The organism is Acinetobacter sp. CY73 (assembly GCF_059515865.1).
In genome coordinates this window covers 90389-107195 of sequence record NZ_JCAKMZ010000001.1, presented here as the reverse complement: position 1 = coordinate 107195, position 16807 = coordinate 90389, and the positions used below count along the sequence as shown (strand labels likewise).

Sequence of the window (16807 nt, the reverse complement as noted above, 5' to 3'; positions counted from 1 at the left end):
CAGGATTTAATCCTGCGTAAGAACTGACATTGTACGTGAATTCAATTCAGGATGACGATCAAAAACTTTCATTCAGTTACAATTGCCAATTCATCAAACAGGCTTTTAGATATTCGGTATATAAACATAATGATATAGGCTGAGCTATGTACAGGCGACGGTGCCAATGCTTTATTTGAACAAAAATAAATGGGGCAATATGAAAAGCTGATCAAATTAATCACAGACAAATCTTGAGATTCTCAATATGATAAAAACAAAGTTGATGAATCAAAGTTGATGAATATGAATACCAAGACAATAACAACACCCATTTTAGTCACAGGAGCAACAGGTTACATTGCAAGTTGGGTGATTCAAAAATTACTTGAACAAGGACACACTGTTCATGCAACGGTTCGTGATTTAAATAAGACAGCAAGTTTTGCTCATCTAGAAAAAATTGCTCAAGAACTCAATGCCAATCTCAAATTATTCAAAGCCAATCTCCTTGATGAAGGCTCATTTGATGAAGCTATGCAAGGCTGTGAAGTCGTGATTCACATGGCATCTCCTTTTCTAGTGACCAACTTTAAAGACCCGATTGCAGATTTAGTCGATCCAGCAGTAAAAGGCACAATTAATGTTTTAAACAGTGTCAATCGCACTGAATGTGTTAAGCGTGTCGTGGTGACTTCGAGTATTGCTTCAACCTATGGCGATGCAATTGATATCTTAAAAACTGAAAATAATGCCTTTGACGAAAGCCATTGGAATACCACCAGCTCTCCTGAACATCAGCCCTATTATTATTCTAAAGTGGCTGCTGAACGTAAAGCATGGCAAATGCAAAAAGCGCAATCACGTTGGGATTTGGTCTGTGTAAACCCTGCATTGGTGATTGGCCCTTCGCTTACTCCTATGACTAAATCCGGTAGCGTTGAAGTGCTTCAACAATTTGGCAGTGGTGTAACGCGTTTTGGCGTTCCCAAACTATGGAGCGCTTTGGTTGATGTCCGAGATGTGGCCGATGCACATTTAATCGCTGCATTTAAATCAGATGCGAAGGGTCGATATATTATTAGTGCGAAATCATTATCTCTATTGGAAATGGGACAAACCTTGGCCCAACATTTTGGATCCAAATATCCCTTCCCTAAAATGGAAACGCCAAAGTTTCTCATCAAAGCTGTAGGACCTTTTCTTGGACATTCACGTAAATATGTCGAGCTGAATGTCGGTTATCCAATCTACTTCAATGCACAGAAGAGTAAAGATGAACTAGGAATGGAATATCGTGAAGTTGAGAACAGTTTGGTTGAACATTTCCAACAATTGATTGACGATGGGATTGTCAAAAATCGTGCATGAAAACCTTATTTAAAGTCCTCGTTGAGGGCTTTTTTTAATTACAATTGTGAGTAATATTTAATTAACCCGAATCCTGCTTAAGAAAATAAGACCATTCATCTTGAGGCTTATCCATCATTTTGATCATCAAAAAGTCTGTGCCTTGATCTGATAGCGCTAAAAATTAATCATAAATTATATTTATATTATGATTTTAAAGAAGAATCCTTATCCGTGATTCGCATTAATTAAAAAATATATTAAGCAAACAATCCGTTTACTAAATTTTACAGATCCATTTATAGAATACATTGTTCCAAAAACATCTCTCCCAAGATAAATATATTAGTTTAGAGTCCATAATTAGACGTTTTATTGGGCTTAGATATGGAACATTCACCTTCAGACAATATCATGGTCACTTTAAATAAAAGACCAGTTAGTCTTCCAAATAAAAATGACTTTTTAATTAAAACTTCTACTGTCCCTAAGCTAAAAACAGGTCAAATACTGTTAAGAACCTTATATTTATCACTTGATCCCTATATGAGAAATCGTATGGATGAGTTTTTCGAAACACATCAAACTTATGTCACGCCTTTGAAAATTGGAGATGTGATCATTGGGTCGACCATCAGTGTCGTTGAAAACTCTCAAAACTCAAATTTTAAAGTTGGTGATATTGTTTTAGCCAATTCTGGATGGCAAAAATATTCAATATCTGATGGAAATGATATACAAAAGATTAATAAAGATATTCCAAAGCTTTCCTTGGCCCTCAGCCTATTTGGCTTACCTGCATTTACTGCCTATTATGGAATGGTAGAAATTGGCCAACCTAAAAAAGGAGAAACTGTTGTGATCTCTTCTGCAGCAGGCGCGATTGGTTCAGTTGCAGGACAGATAGCAAAAATTAATGGAGCTAGAGTCATTGGTATTGCTGGTGGCAAGGAAAAATGTCGATTTGTCGTTGAAAAGTTTGGATTTGACCAATGTCTTGATTATAAAGATCCAAATTTTGAATCACTACTTGAACAATCTACTCCTAATGGAATTGATGTGTACTTTGAAAATGTTGGTGGTCGTGTTCTAGAAACGATCTTTCCACGACTCAATTTGAGTGCACGTATACCATTATGTGGTTTAATTTCGTACTATAATCAGCAACCATTACCACATGGACAAATAAAACTTTCTGAATTTCTTTATGATGTTTTATTAAAACAATTAAAACTCACTCCCTATATCATTACAGATTATTATTCCACGCATTATGACAATTTCATTAAAGATGTAAGCTATTGGTTTAAGAACGATCTAATCACAAATCAAGAAGACATTTTTGAGGGGATTGAAGCAGCTCCTGATGCTTTTATCCGCTTATTATCTGGCAATAACCAAGGAAAAGTTTTAGTTAAAGTTTCTCAATTTGACGAGAAAAATGTACCGTAAGTTACGGTACATTTACTTAATCATAACAATGATTTAGAACATGTAAATCAACTTTAAAAATTTTAGAGTTGACGATGTTTAATCAGGTGTGCGCACCAAGCTCAGGAAATGCAAATGACGCTCATATTGATCAATGATGTCTTGAAGTAAATCCTCCCGCGTCCAATCCATCACATCATAGGCCTGACCACCTTCTCGCAAGAACACTTCCGCTTGAAAATATCGAATATTTTCTTCACTCGATTCAGGCATGAAGCTTGGCGGTAAAGTCTCACGAGCCACCACTTGATAGATAAAATTCACTTCATTGTGATGATCCACTTTTAATGCCAAACCATTTTCAATGGTCTCAATAGTCACGTTTAAGTAACGTCGTTCAAATTCGACTTGTACACTTTCAAAAGCAGACTTTACTTCAATATCAATATAATGGCGCACTTCAGCTTCACTATGCGGATAATGCATAATCAAGCCTAAACGTTGTTGCCAACTACGTGGTGTTTGAATCGCTCGCGGTGTGATTCTCGCATCTTGAAGTGCATACATTTTGGTGACATCCAGTTTTAAGGCTTTCAGCAAACCCCAACTGATAAACAACATGATCAATGTAAAAGGCAAGGCACTCATCATCGTTGCAGATTGCAAGGCGCTTAAGCCACCCACTAAAAGCAAAACGATCGCAAGAAACGCCATCAAGAATGTCCAAAATAAACGTTGCCAAGCTGGAGATTGATCAGATTTTGCAGTGAGATAATCTGTGACTAAAGCACCTGAATCCGCTGAGGTGACAAAAAACAACATGATCAATAAGGTAGCAACTAAACTCATGACAGAAGAGAATGGAAGCGTTTGTAAAAACTCAAACAGTGCAACAGAGGAATCCGTTTGAACCGCAGTGACCAGTCCATGGTTGGCTTCATGCAAAATGCTATACAGTGCAGCATTACCCATAAAGCCCATCCAAATCAGGGTAAAGCCTGACGGAATAAGCAATACTCCCACGATAAACTCTCGAATACTCCGCCCTTCTGAGACCCGGGCAATAAACATCCCTACAAATGGTGACCATGAAATCCACCATGCCCAGTACATAATGGTCCAACCACCAATCCAGCCATTTGGTTGATAGGCATAGAGATTGAAAGTCATACTAAATAAATTAGAAACATACTGACCTGCATTTTGAATCGTAGTTTGTAATAAATAAATGCTTGAACTTGCAAAGAAAACAAAGAGCAACAAGGTAACTGCCAAAATCAGATTAAGCTCTGATAAGCGTTTAATTCCCTTGTCTAATCCGAAAAATACAGACAGTGATGCCATCGCGCTGACAATCATCACCAAAAAAATTTGCGTCGTTGATGATTGCTCTATACCAAATAAATAATTTAGCCCTGAGTTAATCTGTGTTACACCAAAGCCAAGTGTCGTCGCCACACCAAATACCGTACCGATGGTGGCAAAGGTATCTACAGCATCTCCAATTGGGCCATAAATTTTCTTACCAATGATCGGGTATAGTGCTGAGCGAATCTTTAAGGGTAAATGATGTCGATATGCAAAGTAAGCTAATGCTAAACCGACAATGGTGTAGATCGCCCATGCATGAAAACCCCAATGGAAAAAGGTAACACGCATGGCTTGTTGTGCTGCTGATATCGTCTCACCTTCACCGACGGGTGGTGAGACATAATGCATCACAGGTTCAGCAACACCAAAGAACATTAAGCCAATGCCCATTCCCGCAGTAAACAGCATAGCGAACCATGAACCATTGCTATAGGTCGGTTGGCTGTGATCAGGACCGAGTTTGATTTTACCCATGTCTGAAAATGCAATGTAAATGAGTAAAATCAGGAAAATAGCGACAGAAAGAACGTAGAACCAACTAAAGGAGTCTGTAATCCATTGATTCAATTGTTTGGTCAGAAGATCAAAAGCGTTGGGTGCTAAAACCACTAAGGTGAGAAATAACGCAATAATAATGACTGTACTTAAAAAGACATTTGGATTCACATTGGAATACCAAGATGTATTTTTGGAAGGCATAAATCCCCCATTTCATTTTTAATTTAGGTGATTGACCACGATGGTCTTAAAAGCATTCACACGAGGCGAATAAAGAACAGGTTCTGAAGACAAACATCGAACTGGGCATTGATAATAAATTATGATTAAAAATAAAGCAGTTAACTTAATGTAACTTTGGCTATACATAAATATGTAGGCTAATATATGGGTTATGTTCGAGGCAACTTTCTTATAGTGTGGCTTAAATCAGTTCTATATTTAGATTGTTTTACCTAAGCTCAAACAAGTGACCTACTCCATCAACATAATAAGAGTAGGTCAATATTTTTCTAAAAAATTTTAGCCCTCAATGCCTTGTCCATACTCAGCCATGAGCGCTAAAAATGCGTGTTCATCCAACACAGGCACACCGAGCTTTTCAGCTTTATCCAGTTTTGAACCTGCTTTTTCACCTGCAACGACACATTTGGTTTTACTGGATACACTGCCGCTTACACGCGCACCTAAAGCTTGCAGCATCTGAGTCGCTTCATCACGCCCCATAGAACTTAAAGTTCCAGTCACCACCCAACTTTCACCATTCAACGGCTGACGTGTAGGCGCAACAGGTGCATCCCAATGAATCCCGGCTTCGATTAAACGATTCACCACTTCAACATTATGCTCAGCTTGGAAAAAATCTAAAATCCACTCAGCCGTAATATCACCGACATCAGGCGTCTTCTTCAACGCGTCAAGATCCGCTGCTTTCAGCGCATCCAAAGTTTGGAAGGTATTTGCAAGCATGCGTGCTGTTGTTTCGCCCACACCACGAATCCCCAATGCAAAAATAAAACTCGCAAATGTGGTTTTCTTACTTTTTTCAATCGAATCGATTAAGTTCTGAACTGATTTTTCACCCATTTTTTCAATGGTCAATAACTTTTCACGATGTGTGTGTAAGTGGTAAATATCAGCAACATCTTTGAGTAAATCTAAATGCAATAAAGACTCCGCCCAACGATCTCCCAAACCCTCAATATCCATGGCTTTACGCGAAACAAAGTGTCGAATTGCCTCAATACGCTGTGCCGCACAATATAAACCACCTGAACAGCGTGCAAGCGCTTCACCCTCAGGCATCACCACTGGAGAATCACATACAGGACAGTTCGATGGTAAATGCACTTCTATAGCATCGACAGGGCGGAACTCAGGCCAAACCTTTTCAACCTTTGGAATCACATCACCACTACGATAAACACTTACCGTATCGCCTATACGTACATCGAGACGATGAATTTCTCCGATATTGTGCAGTGTCACATTTGAAACCGTTACACCACCCACGGCAACTGGGTTTAAACGTGCCACAGGAGTCAAAGTCCCTGTTCGCCCTACTTGCCAATCAATGTTATCCACGGTGGTCAAAGCAGCGACCGCAGGAAATTTATAAGCCGTCGCCCAACGTGGCTCACGACTCAAGAAACCAAGCTGTTTTTGTTGTTTAAGATCATCAACTTTGATGACCATACCATCAATTTCAACACTCAGGTTTGGACGTTCTGCATTGATTTTTTCATAAGCAGTTTGTACATCTTGAATAGAATCACAGACAAAATGCTGTTCACCAATCGCAAAGCCAAACTGCGTTAACCATTCTAAGCTTGCCGACATCGTCGTTTGCCCATGATGTGGTTCGCACTGTGCAATCCCATAGGCATAAAATGCCAATGGGCGTGATGCCGCTATACTTGGGTCGAGTTGACGTAAGCTTCCTGCTGCAGCATTCCTTGGATTGGCAAAAGTTTTTTCACCCTTCGCTTCATTTTCAGCATTTAATTTTTCAAAGCCTGCTTTTGGCATGAGTACTTCACCACGAACTTCCAATAATGCTGGAACAGGTGCTTTATCCGAATTCAGTACTTTCGGTAAGTTACGAATGGTTTTGACATTTTCAGTAATCACTTCGCCTGATTCACCATCCCCACGTGTCACTGCACGAGTCAATACTCCATTTTCATACCACAATGAAATCGCTAGACCATCAAATTTCAGTTCCACATCATATTGAATTTTTTGATTGGGTAAGCGCTCTTCTATACGACGTGCAAATGCATAAAGTTCTTCTTGGTTAAATACATTGCCAAGTGACAGCATAGGTACGGCATGCGTGATATTTTCAAACTTAGACAACGCCTTTCCACCCACTTTATTGGTCGGCGTATCGGATTGAATCAGGTTTGGATATTGTTGTTCTAAAGCTTTAAGTTGATGAAATAATTGGTCATATTCACTGTCTTCAATCGTTGGCTGATCCATTACATAATAGGCATGATTATGTTGTGCAAGCAGTTGAATGAGCTGACGCATTTGCTCCAATACAGCAGTTTGATCCATGAAATTTCACCATATAAAAAGGCGGAAAATTCCGCCTAAATTCGTCTGAGCTGATTATAACCATTTTATTGAAATCGTTTGAACTCAATTCAGTCATTGAGCTATGGCAATGCTGAGTTTACATCACTGAGCATTGCCGATTTTTTTCAAATCCGATTTAAATACTCAATCAAACGTCTTGTCCAGAACGATAGTCGATGGCTTTATGACGCCAATGCTCTTTGAGCTGTGGCGTAAATTCAAGATTATTTTCATCATAAACCGTACCGTCCGTTTCACGCGCAATTAAGCCTGCAATACTGACCATACTGTCGTAACCCTTTTGAACATTTTGATGTGGTAAAGCCAAGAAGAAAGCTAAACCTTTGACTTGTTCAACAGACAAGGCTTCAAGATCAAAGCCCGCAGGACCTTCTTCAGTGATACGCAGTACAGAGAACATCAAAGGACTCACCTTCTCAGGATCTTCATAGCGGTGGAAACAATTCATTTCACCAAAACGTAGACCATATTTCAGCAAAACTTTCAGTGTTTTATCACCAGACAAGGCTTTACGTGGATTTGGATATACATTCAAACTGATAATGTGCTCAGCTCTGGCCAACTCACTTTCATCATCAAAGCGTTGTTGTTCATGCAAGTGCACATCTAAAATACTGCTTTCATCTTCATAATCCTTAATTTCAGCAGCTTGAATATTAGGATTTAAAGAAAATTCAGGCTCTTTTAGAATTTTAGTCGCATCAGCTTCATTTGGTTCAGGTGGATGTTGAGCTTCGGCACTCAGCTCTACTTTTTGATCTGTCTTTGTTTGGACTGGTGTTGTCTGCACTTGCGAAGCTTGATCTACTTGAATCTGTTCAGCTTTTTCAGAATTAACTTTCTGCTCGCTGCTAACTTCTGTATTCGTACGAGATAGGTCGTGTGGAATCGCTATTTCAGCGCCTTGCTCAGCCGTTGGTTCTTCCATTTGCTGATCATTCGCTTGCTTGTTATTCACGAGTTCGGTTTTTTCAGTGCTTTGAATACTCGGCTCAATGCGTGCTACTGTCTGAGCTTCAACAGTTTCAGTCTGTAGTTGATCTCGTACATGGCGAGGAATAATCGGGATGTTACTGTCTTCGTTAATATGTAATTCAGCTTCCAATGATGGTGGCGCTTCATTTGGTGAACGCAACATCATTCGCAAACCCACAACACAAATGATGATTGCAACCACAATTCCAATAATTGTACTGATTTCCATATTATGACTCCGCAACTAAACCGTATTCTTTCGCATCTTCCAAATTCACAGTGACGAGCTTCGATGTACCTGGTTCAGGCATCGTCACACCTAATAAATCTGTTGCCATCGTCATCGCAACTTTATTATGGGTAATGTAAATGAATTGCACCTGATCAGAAAGCTCTTTTACCAAATTACAGAATCTTCCTACATTTGCATCATCCAATGGTGCATCCACTTCATCAAGCACACAGAATGGTGCAGGGTTCAATCTAAAGATCGCAAAAACCAAAGCCAAAGCCGTTAACGCTTTTTCACCACCCGATAAAAGTACTAATGAACTATTCCGTTTACCTGGTGGGCGTGCCATGAGTTTTACCCCTGACTGCCAATCATCTTCAAGACTTAAAGTTGCCTCACCGCCATTAAAGACTTTTGGAAAGAGCTCCGCCAACTCTTTATTGACCTGATCAAAAGTGGTCATAAACAGCTTTTTAGTTTCTTGATCAATGCTTTTCATTGCATCTTTCAATTGCTCAACGGTGTTTTCCAAATCTTCAATTTGATGACTTAACTCTTCAAATCTTTTAGAGACTTCTTCATATTCTTCTGATGCGGCTAAATTGACTGCACCAATTTTCTCGAAGCTGTGTTGAGATTTTTCCAATTTCATCTGATGTCCATTCAGATCAATGTTCAGATTTTCAAGTACATCACTATTCAGCTCTTTCAACTGTTCAGAATAATGCTGCAAGTCAGATTTTGCGACTTGCCAAGCCAGCCTTTTTTCTTCCAACTGCGTTCTAAATGTCTCGTCACTTTGTTGATGTTGATGGCGTAACTCAGTCAAGTTTTGCTGTTTGGATTGAACATTATTCAGTTCAACTTGCCATTCAGCCCATGTTTTTTGCAATTTTTCAGTGATTTGAAGTTGTTCATCAAATTGACTTTGCAAGCTTGGCAATTCTAACTGAATCGGGTCGACAAACTTTTTCGCTTGTTCAATTTGACTCAAAATTTGTTGATATTGTGATTTTAAAAATGAAACATCTTTTTCCAACAATTCAATCTGCTGTTGATTTTGAACCGCTAAACGGCGAGATGATTCCAGATCTTGTTGCTTCAGCTGAATCTGCTGTTGTAACTCTTCGACTTGATCGGTCAATGCTTCCAACTGGAATTGTTGCGTTTTATAGGCAGGAAGATTTTGTTCAAGCTTGAGAATAAGTGCATGCAAATCGATTTCAAGATCATCTTTTTGCATCGCATCTTCTTCAAGTTGTGCATCCAACTGAGCCAATTGTGATTGTAATTGTTGCTTTTGTACATCAAATGCCTGAACTGCGGTTTGCTGTTTTGCAATGAATACATCTAATTTTTGAGCTTCGATTTGCTGATTTTTCAAATTGCTTTGTAAAGCTTGTAATTCAGTTTGTAATTCTGAAGCTTGTGCAGTGAGTTGAGGTAGAGCCGCTTCAGCTTGGATCAGTTGTGGTTCAAGTTGAGCCAAAGCCTGATCAATTTCATCCAAACGTATGCGATGACTCAGTGCGCCTTGTGCGGATTGACTGGCTTCATCAAAGAATAAACCGATGACCCAATCTATACCAACATGATAGCCATCTAAACTGAGAATCGATTGACCTACGCTTAGCTGTGATTGATGTGCTAAAGCTGACTGTAAATCCTTACAAATGGCCACCTGACTCCACAGACTATGAGCAGGAGAATCAATCCAATCGGCTAGACAACTCAAATCACCGAGTTGAGTTTTTTCACCATGACTTAAATCGATCTGTTGAGCTTTGATCTGACGGGCAATATTTTCTTTAAATGCGCCATCTTGATCTAACACTTGTGCGGAGAGCCACTTTGCCAAAAATTTTTCAATCAAATTGGCATGGGGTTTAGCAGCATCCTTTAATTTTAATACTTGCATCAATTGCGTGACATTTTGATCACTTTGTTTTGAGACTTTGACCACCAACTGATTTAAGTTTTTTTGTTCCGATAACAACACGTGTATTTCAGACTTTAAAGCTGAAATTTGAGATTTTTGCGTTTGAATTTGAGCCTGAATGGCTTCGAGTTTGTTCTTTTGCTCAGCAATCATCTGTTCAGAGTGTTCAGTTTGAATCTGATATTTGGCTTTATCGAGGTTCAATTGCTCCAAGTCTTGATCTTGAAACTGCTGTTGAATCTGAATGGACTGAGACCTCAATGTTTCTTTTTGCTGTTCTATTCGCACGATATTTTTAGCCAATTGTTCACTCTGCGCCAACATCTGTGCTTGTTGTTGTTGCTGTTTTTCGACCTGAGCTTTGATTTGAGTAAAACTTTGCTGTGCTTGAGCATGTTGTGCTTTCAGATCCGCAAATTGTTGCTGGGACTGCTGTCCATCACTTTCACTGCATTGCAAATGTTCAGTCTGCATTTCTTGTTGGCTATATAAGCTCTCAAGCTGTAAATCAATTAACTGTATCCGCTCTTTGGTGTGTATTTTCTGCTGTTCAAGCTGTGCCAAAGTTTCAGTATTTTGTTGGAACAAACTTTGTTTCTGTTCCAAATTCATTTTCAACTCAGCCAGTTTTTTCTCAGCGTGTTGCCATTCATTTTGTAAAGGTGTCGATTGTTGAATCAAGCGTTGAAATAATTCACTGGTCGAGGCCAAGTCATGTTCAACCGTGGTGAGCTCTGAACGGACTAATTTAAATTGCTCACCCAAATCGGTCATTTGCGTACTGTATTCTTGTTGAATGCGCTGACTTTGTTGGCATTGAAAAGATAAAATTTCGATTTTTAAAGTACGAATTTCAGTTTCTAAAGCTTTGTATTGAATCGCTGTTTCAGCTTGGCGCTTTAAGGTTTTTAACTGTGATTTTAGTTCGGAAGCAATATCCTCCAAACGACTTAAATTTTGCGTGGTATGGTCTAAATGTTGCATCGTCTCACGACGGCGTGCTTGGTAACGAGAAACCCCTGCGGCCTCTTCGATATATACGCGCATCTCATCAGGTTTAGCATCGACCAAACGGTTGATCATGCCCTGTTCAATAATCGCGTATGAACGAGGTCCTAAACCTGTCCCTAAAAATATATCGGTAATATCACGTCGTCGACATTTGGTGCCATTGAGGAAATATTCTGATTTTCCATCTCGGTTGACTTGGCGACGAACAGCAAGCTCAGTATAGGCATTATAAGCCCCACCTAACTTGCCATAGGTATTTTCAAAGCGTAATTCTACACTTGCCATACCCACGGGTTTACGCTTTGCCGTGCCTGTGAAAATCACATCTTGCATACTGCCACCGCGCAACTGGCGCGCGCTAGACTCCCCCATGACCCAACGAATCGCATCAATGACATTGGATTTACCACATCCATTTGGCCCCACAACCGCAGTACGATTGTTTTTAAATTGTAATGTGCTACTGTCGGCAAAAGATTTAAAGCCTGATAGTTTTAAGCTGCTTAAACGCATAGTGTCCTGATTATCTGCGCGATCTCCGCGCCCAAGCTAATTCGATTTGTTTCATCCGTGTTAATGACTCTAACACTAGGTTGCGCAAGTGTCGGCAAAAATCGTCCATAAATAAAGTGGCTTGTTGTGATTTTCGGATCAAAATTGCATCAATCACTAACTTAATCAGTTCTAAAGCATCTTGAAGTTCGCGTCTAGAGGTATTCAACGTTAAAAAATAACTACGGCGCAAAGAGGGTAACAATTCTTTAAAAAATTTCATGAGATAAGGATTGGCGACCATATCATCTTGCTGGGCTAAAAACTCAAACACCCCATCATAAAATTTCTCCGTATTACTGTGTTTAACCTGCTCCATCAAATGGATCAATAACTGTTGTATTGCTTCTGCTTCATGGGTACGCCAGGTCTCACTCATCCGTTGTACAATTTGTCCCAACATCAATGCACACGTATCAAATAGCGCCCGCACTTGTTGTGCAGACATCTCCGATACAATCGCACCACGCCGTGGGTAAATCTCAATCAAATGCGTTCTTTCCAACAAAAGTAGGGCTTCACGTACTGAACCACGACTGACATCAAGCTCTTTTGCGATACGAAGTTCTTGTATTCGCTCACCTTCGACCAATTCGCCACTAATAATTTGTTCACTAATATGTTTGGCAATTTGCTCTGAAAGGCTATCTTTCTCTTCCAATTGCATAAAATTCCTATTTATTTTTATATTTAGCTCAACTTAGCAGAGCTCACATTTCGTTTTTATATGAACACGCTATGATTTGGCTATGTCTTTGTCTGACAATTTTAAGAATTTAAAGTCAATTGGATTACCTTTTAGAGCATTTCAAAATATAGCTATGCTTATAAAAACCCTTGATATATAAAATAAATCCCCACGGTACTGAGCAGTAAAGCAAAACATTTCTTCAGCATTGCAGCAGATAACGCATGTGCAACTTTTGCACCGAGTTTAGCCGTGATAAAACTCATTACACTAATCCCAATGAAAGCATAAATATGTACATAACCAATTGCATTTTCGATATTGCCCTGTGCTTTTGCACCAAAGAACATAAAACCGAGTGCACCTGCAACAGCAATTGGTAAGCCACAAGCGGCGGATGTTGCGACGGCTTTTTGCATCACCACACCATTTTTATTCAAATAAGGTACGGTTAAGCTTCCTCCACCAATCCCAAAGATCGCTGATGCAATCCCGATTCCACCACCAGCAAGCGTTTGTATAAGTGGTGATGGCAATTGCTTAGATTCATCAATTACAGCTTTTGATGTACTGAACATGCGATAAGCGACCCAAAGTGCAAATACACCGATCACCAATTGAAGATTGCCACCCGACATCATGCCTGCAATTGCAGCGCCAAAAAATGACCCTAAAACCAGTCCAGGTGCTAAGTTTTTAAAGACCCCCCACAATACGGCACCCTTTTTGTGATGCGCCATGACTGAGCTGATTGAAGTCACCATAATGGTCGCTAAAGAGGTACCCAATGCCATGTGCATAATCACATTCGGGTCATAGCCCATTTGGCTAAACACCACAAATAAAATCGGTACAATGATCAAGCCACCGCCCACCCCAAATAATCCTGCGGTGAATCCAGCAATTGCGCCAATGGCTAAATATATGATTAACTCCATCAATCTTTTACTCTTCTCAGATTCAACATGGATTTAGAGACTCGTCATCTTCGACAACTTCTCAGTAACGCTCAGCAACTTCCTGAGGTGCTTTTAGTTAAACAAACCACCACATCGACCAATGACGAAGTACGTGCATTGGCGAAACAAGATGTACAGGGTATTTTAGTTTGTAGCGAACAGCAAACACAGGGACGAGGTCAACATCAAAGAAAGTGGGTATCGCCGATTGGTAATATTTATTTAAGTACACTCCTTGAAACACGTCTCCCCTTAGATGGACGTCTCGCACTCGAAATTGGTTTAAATATTCTTCAAATCCCTGCATTAAAAAAACTGAATAACTTACAAATTAAATGGCCGAATGACTTATTCAGCGACCAAGGCAAATGGGGTGGAATTTTGGTTGAACCGATCAATACGCATCAAGCCATTGTCGGTGTCGGCATTAACCTACTACCCGTCTCTCAAGAAGGGATAGATCAGCAAGCGACTTCATTATTTCAATTGGGTTTAGACCATCCCAATCGGATTCAAATCATTGCTGAACTGTATCTCGCTATTCAACAAGCAGGTCAATGGTTTGATCATGGTAGTTATAACCTCTCAGGTCGATTTAATCATTATGCTGCGTTTATGGATCAGTCCGTTGAGTTTGAACAGATCAATGAGACGGTTTCTGGCACATTTAAAGGCATCTCTGATGATGGTCAAATTCATATCTTGACCGAGCAAGGACTGCAAGGTTTTTATCAGGGTCGCTTACGTGCAAAAAATTAAAATCAAAAGCATGCTTAAAGTATTTTGGAAAAGATCATGAAACAACTGTGGCTAGATATCGGAAATACACGACTTAAATATTGGATCACCGAGAACGATCATATCATTGAACATGCGGCTGAATTACATCTCCAATCCCCTGCCGACTTGATGCTGGGATTGATTCAGCATTTTAAAAATCAAAATCTGAGTAAGGTCGGCATTTCATCGGTACAAGATAAAAAGAACAATGAAAGGATTATCAAAATCTTAAAAATGCTCGATATTCCTGTCAGTTTTGCCAAAGTACATGCTGAATATGCGGGCTTAAAATGTGGTTATGATGATATTGGGCAGCTGGGAATCGATCGGTGGTTACAAGTCTTGGCTGTAGCAAATGCAGATCAAAATTTATGTGTCGTGAGCTGTGGTACGGCACTGACTATTGACTTGACTGAAGGGTTACAGCACTTAGGCGGATATATCTTACCCAACTTGCATCTACAGCGTAATTCACTGATTCAAAACACCAAAGGCATCAAGATTCCCGATATCGCGTTCAATGAACTGTGCCCAGGTCGCAATACCATTGATGCTGTGCATCACGGCATCTTTTTAGGACTCCTCAGCACCATTCAAAATGTAATGAAGCAGTCCCCTCGACAACTTATATTAACTGGTGGCGATGCGCCACTTTTTGCTCGGTATTTACAAGAATATCAACCCATGATTGAACATGATCTTCTGCTCAAAGGGCTTCAGCTTTATCTATCCAAACAAGATTAATTTTTGGATCGAAAGTTCTTTTCAATCAGAAATGAATGTTGATTTTTTGTGATTTTTAAACAGGATTCAACATTCAGCTTACACAATTCAATTATACTGAAATCAAGTGCAACATCATAACGTTATAAAAAGCTATCGTTTGCACACTGACACTTCAAATCATCAATAATTTTAATGATTGATAACAACAGAACTTAACCGGATTACGACAATGAAATTAACGCATTTACTCTGCGGCACGATGCTTGGACTCACGGCAATTTTGACTGGTTGTACCAGCATGCAGTCTCAATCCAACCATATTCCTCAGAATATTCAACAACAACTCAATACTAAACAACCAATCATCTCATATTTTAGTAAAACCCCGAATGAGCAAGATTGCGGTTGCGCATCAACAGTTGATCAAACTTACTCACTTAAGCCCATTGAAGACGGTTATTACCGCACCTTACTGGGTCGTGATCAGGAAGGTCGTTTCTTAGTCCAAGATTTTTTCCAAAAAACACAAAAGCCTCAGTCTTCTCCAATTTGGATTCAAGACCCAATGGGACTTTTCAGCTTTGAAAACAAATACGTCAGTGGTCCAGTCACGCTTTATTTTGAAAATGGCAATGTCTCATTCCAAGGGACGTTGGAGCAAGGTGAAGAGATTGGGACATCACAAACCTACTATAAAAATGGCAAACTTGGTCTCGAAAGTGAAATCGTAGACGGCGAAACAGTGAAGCAGAAACTGTGGTACTCAACAGGGAATAAAGCAGCTGATTTTAGCATTTCAGATGATGCATCAATCCAAGTGACTGATAACAAAGTCTGGAACAAAGAAGGTCAATTGGTTGAAGATGAAGCTCAAAAAAGCGAAATCGTAGAATCTATTTATAATGAGTTAAATGCAGATCGCGAATAAAACGTTGTGATATCTGAACTCTTCACCCTTCGATTGAATACGTTAAAAAGCCACCTTTTAAGGTGGCTTTTTATTTTTCAGAAGTGCCTTCAAAATACAATTTAATTGAAGATTCTTTGACTCCATTAAGCAGTTAAGATGCTCTGAATCAGTTCCCATAATTGAGGAAATTCTCGATAATGGTCTGCTTCCAGAAAATGTCCCGCACCCTTAATTTCCATCATTTGTGCATTAATACGCTGACCTAAACAGATCGTTAAGGGTGCAGGTACATACACGTCATTATTTGAAAAAATCACATAGCGTTGTTGAATATTCAAACGAATAATGCTGTCATTTAAATGTATTTGATCAATAAATTGGTTCAACTCTGGCAAAGATTTGAGCTTCTCTTGAAAACCCGACACCCCAATAAAAGCTTTTATTTTCTGCTGTTGAAGTGCTGAAGACAAATAATCCAGGGCGGTGATACAAGCTAGACTATGTGCAATTACAATCGTATCTTGATCTAGAGCCTGAAGCTGATGACTTAAATCCTGCTTCCACTTTGTATAATCAGGATGCGTCGAATCAGTTAAGTTCAGCACATGACAATCAACCCGAATACTTTCAAGTTGTTGCTTTAACCACGGAAACCAATGACTTTGAGGAGAAGCTTGAAAACCATGAATAATAAATACTTTTTTCATTATTTTTAGTTCTAATAAAGAATTTAATTTTTAAAACTAAATAATAGCGAATTCTCAAGCATGAAAAAAGGTGCTTAGCGCACCTTTTCTTTGTC

11 protein-coding genes and 2 pseudogenes are annotated in these 16807 nt (G+C 39.4%); 5 read left to right on the top strand and 8 right to left on the bottom strand.

Annotated elements, in window-relative coordinates:
* The first annotated feature begins 285 nt into the window (after positions 1–285).
* Both AC5YD2_RS00500 and curA read left to right on the top strand, forming a co-directional pair.
* The gene (locus AC5YD2_RS00500) at positions 286–1350 is read left to right on the top strand and encodes an SDR family oxidoreductase (RefSeq protein WP_496124434.1); all 1065 of its coding nucleotides are present in this window, start codon (positions 286–288) and stop codon (positions 1348–1350) included.
* Between the two features lie 366 nt (positions 1351–1716).
* Positions 1717–2781: an NADPH-dependent curcumin/dihydrocurcumin reductase gene (curA, locus tag AC5YD2_RS00495; protein ID WP_496124433.1), complete on the top strand. Its 1065-nt coding sequence runs from the start codon at positions 1717–1719 to the stop codon at positions 2779–2781.
* Positions 2782–2859: 78 nt separating this feature from the next.
* On the opposite strand, the gene AC5YD2_RS00490 is transcribed toward curA, so the two are convergent.
* From AC5YD2_RS00490 to AC5YD2_RS00460, 7 genes and pseudogenes are all read right to left on the bottom strand, one after another.
* A complete protein-coding gene (locus AC5YD2_RS00490) occupies positions 2860–4830 on the bottom strand; it encodes a glycine betaine transporter (protein WP_496124432.1) in 1971 nt (656 codons plus the stop codon).
* A 321-nt stretch (positions 4831–5151) separates the two neighbouring features.
* Positions 5152–7191, bottom strand: a complete 2040-nt coding sequence (gene ligA / locus AC5YD2_RS00485; RefSeq protein ID WP_496124431.1) for an NAD-dependent DNA ligase LigA — start codon at positions 7189–7191, stop codon at positions 5152–5154.
* Between the two features lie 169 nt (positions 7192–7360).
* Positions 7361–7918, bottom strand: a pseudogene (locus tag AC5YD2_RS00480) (cell division protein ZipA C-terminal FtsZ-binding domain-containing protein); the annotation flags it as partial.
* A 302-nt stretch (positions 7919–8220) separates the two neighbouring features.
* Positions 8221–8437: pseudogene (locus AC5YD2_RS00475) on the bottom strand (cell division protein ZipA C-terminal FtsZ-binding domain-containing protein); the annotation flags it as partial.
* 1 nt (position 8438) lies between these two features.
* A complete protein-coding gene (smc, locus tag AC5YD2_RS00470; protein WP_496124430.1) occupies positions 8439–11903 on the bottom strand; it encodes a chromosome segregation protein SMC in 3465 nt (1154 codons plus the stop codon).
* A gap of 10 nt (positions 11904–11913) precedes the next feature.
* Positions 11914–12609, bottom strand: coding sequence for a GntR family transcriptional regulator (locus AC5YD2_RS00465; RefSeq protein ID WP_496124429.1), 696 nt, complete (start codon positions 12607–12609; stop codon positions 11914–11916).
* Positions 12610–12767: 158 nt separating this feature from the next.
* Positions 12768–13568, bottom strand: a complete 801-nt coding sequence (locus AC5YD2_RS00460) for a sulfite exporter TauE/SafE family protein (RefSeq protein WP_496124428.1) — start codon at positions 13566–13568, stop codon at positions 12768–12770.
* 27 nt (positions 13569–13595) lie between these two features.
* Between AC5YD2_RS00460 and AC5YD2_RS00455 the strand changes: the two genes are divergently transcribed.
* The 3 genes from AC5YD2_RS00455 (at position 13596) to AC5YD2_RS00445 (ending at position 16023) form a co-directional block, all read left to right on the top strand.
* On the top strand, positions 13596–14348 hold the full coding sequence (locus AC5YD2_RS00455) for a biotin--[acetyl-CoA-carboxylase] ligase (protein WP_496124427.1): 753 nt from the start codon (positions 13596–13598) through the stop codon (positions 14346–14348).
* Between the two features lie 36 nt (positions 14349–14384).
* A complete protein-coding gene (locus AC5YD2_RS00450) occupies positions 14385–15113 on the top strand; it encodes a type III pantothenate kinase (RefSeq protein ID WP_496124426.1) in 729 nt (242 codons plus the stop codon).
* Positions 15114–15324: 211 nt separating this feature from the next.
* On the top strand, positions 15325–16023 hold the full coding sequence (locus AC5YD2_RS00445) for a toxin-antitoxin system YwqK family antitoxin (protein ID WP_496124425.1): 699 nt from the start codon (positions 15325–15327) through the stop codon (positions 16021–16023).
* A 125-nt stretch (positions 16024–16148) separates the two neighbouring features.
* Here the strand turns inward: AC5YD2_RS00445 and AC5YD2_RS00440 are convergent, their stop codons facing one another.
* On the bottom strand, positions 16149–16712 hold the full coding sequence (locus tag AC5YD2_RS00440; protein ID WP_496124424.1) for an RBBP9/YdeN family alpha/beta hydrolase: 564 nt from the start codon (positions 16710–16712) through the stop codon (positions 16149–16151).
* Positions 16713–16807: the final 95 nt, after the last annotated feature.

Coding starts and splice junctions, on each gene's coding strand:
- AC5YD2_RS00500 (WP_496124434.1), top strand. CDS start 286: ATGAATACCAAGACAATAACAACACCCATTTTAGTCACAGGAGCAACA.
- AC5YD2_RS00455 (WP_496124427.1), top strand. CDS start 13,596: ATGGATTTAGAGACTCGTCATCTTCGACAACTTCTCAGTAACGCTCAG.
- smc (WP_496124430.1), bottom strand. CDS start 11,903: ATGCGTTTAAGCAGCTTAAAACTATCAGGCTTTAAATCTTTTGCCGAC.
- AC5YD2_RS00460 (WP_496124428.1), bottom strand. CDS start 13,568: ATGGAGTTAATCATATATTTAGCCATTGGCGCAATTGCTGGATTCACC.
- AC5YD2_RS00450 (WP_496124426.1), top strand. CDS start 14,385: ATGAAACAACTGTGGCTAGATATCGGAAATACACGACTTAAATATTGG.
- AC5YD2_RS00445 (WP_496124425.1), top strand. CDS start 15,325: ATGAAATTAACGCATTTACTCTGCGGCACGATGCTTGGACTCACGGCA.
- AC5YD2_RS00490 (WP_496124432.1), bottom strand. CDS start 4,830: ATGCCTTCCAAAAATACATCTTGGTATTCCAATGTGAATCCAAATGTC.
- curA (WP_496124433.1), top strand. CDS start 1,717: ATGGAACATTCACCTTCAGACAATATCATGGTCACTTTAAATAAAAGA.
- AC5YD2_RS00465 (WP_496124429.1), bottom strand. CDS start 12,609: ATGCAATTGGAAGAGAAAGATAGCCTTTCAGAGCAAATTGCCAAACAT.
- AC5YD2_RS00440 (WP_496124424.1), bottom strand. CDS start 16,712: ATGAAAAAAGTATTTATTATTCATGGTTTTCAAGCTTCTCCTCAAAGT.
- ligA (WP_496124431.1), bottom strand. CDS start 7,191: ATGGATCAAACTGCTGTATTGGAGCAAATGCGTCAGCTCATTCAACTG.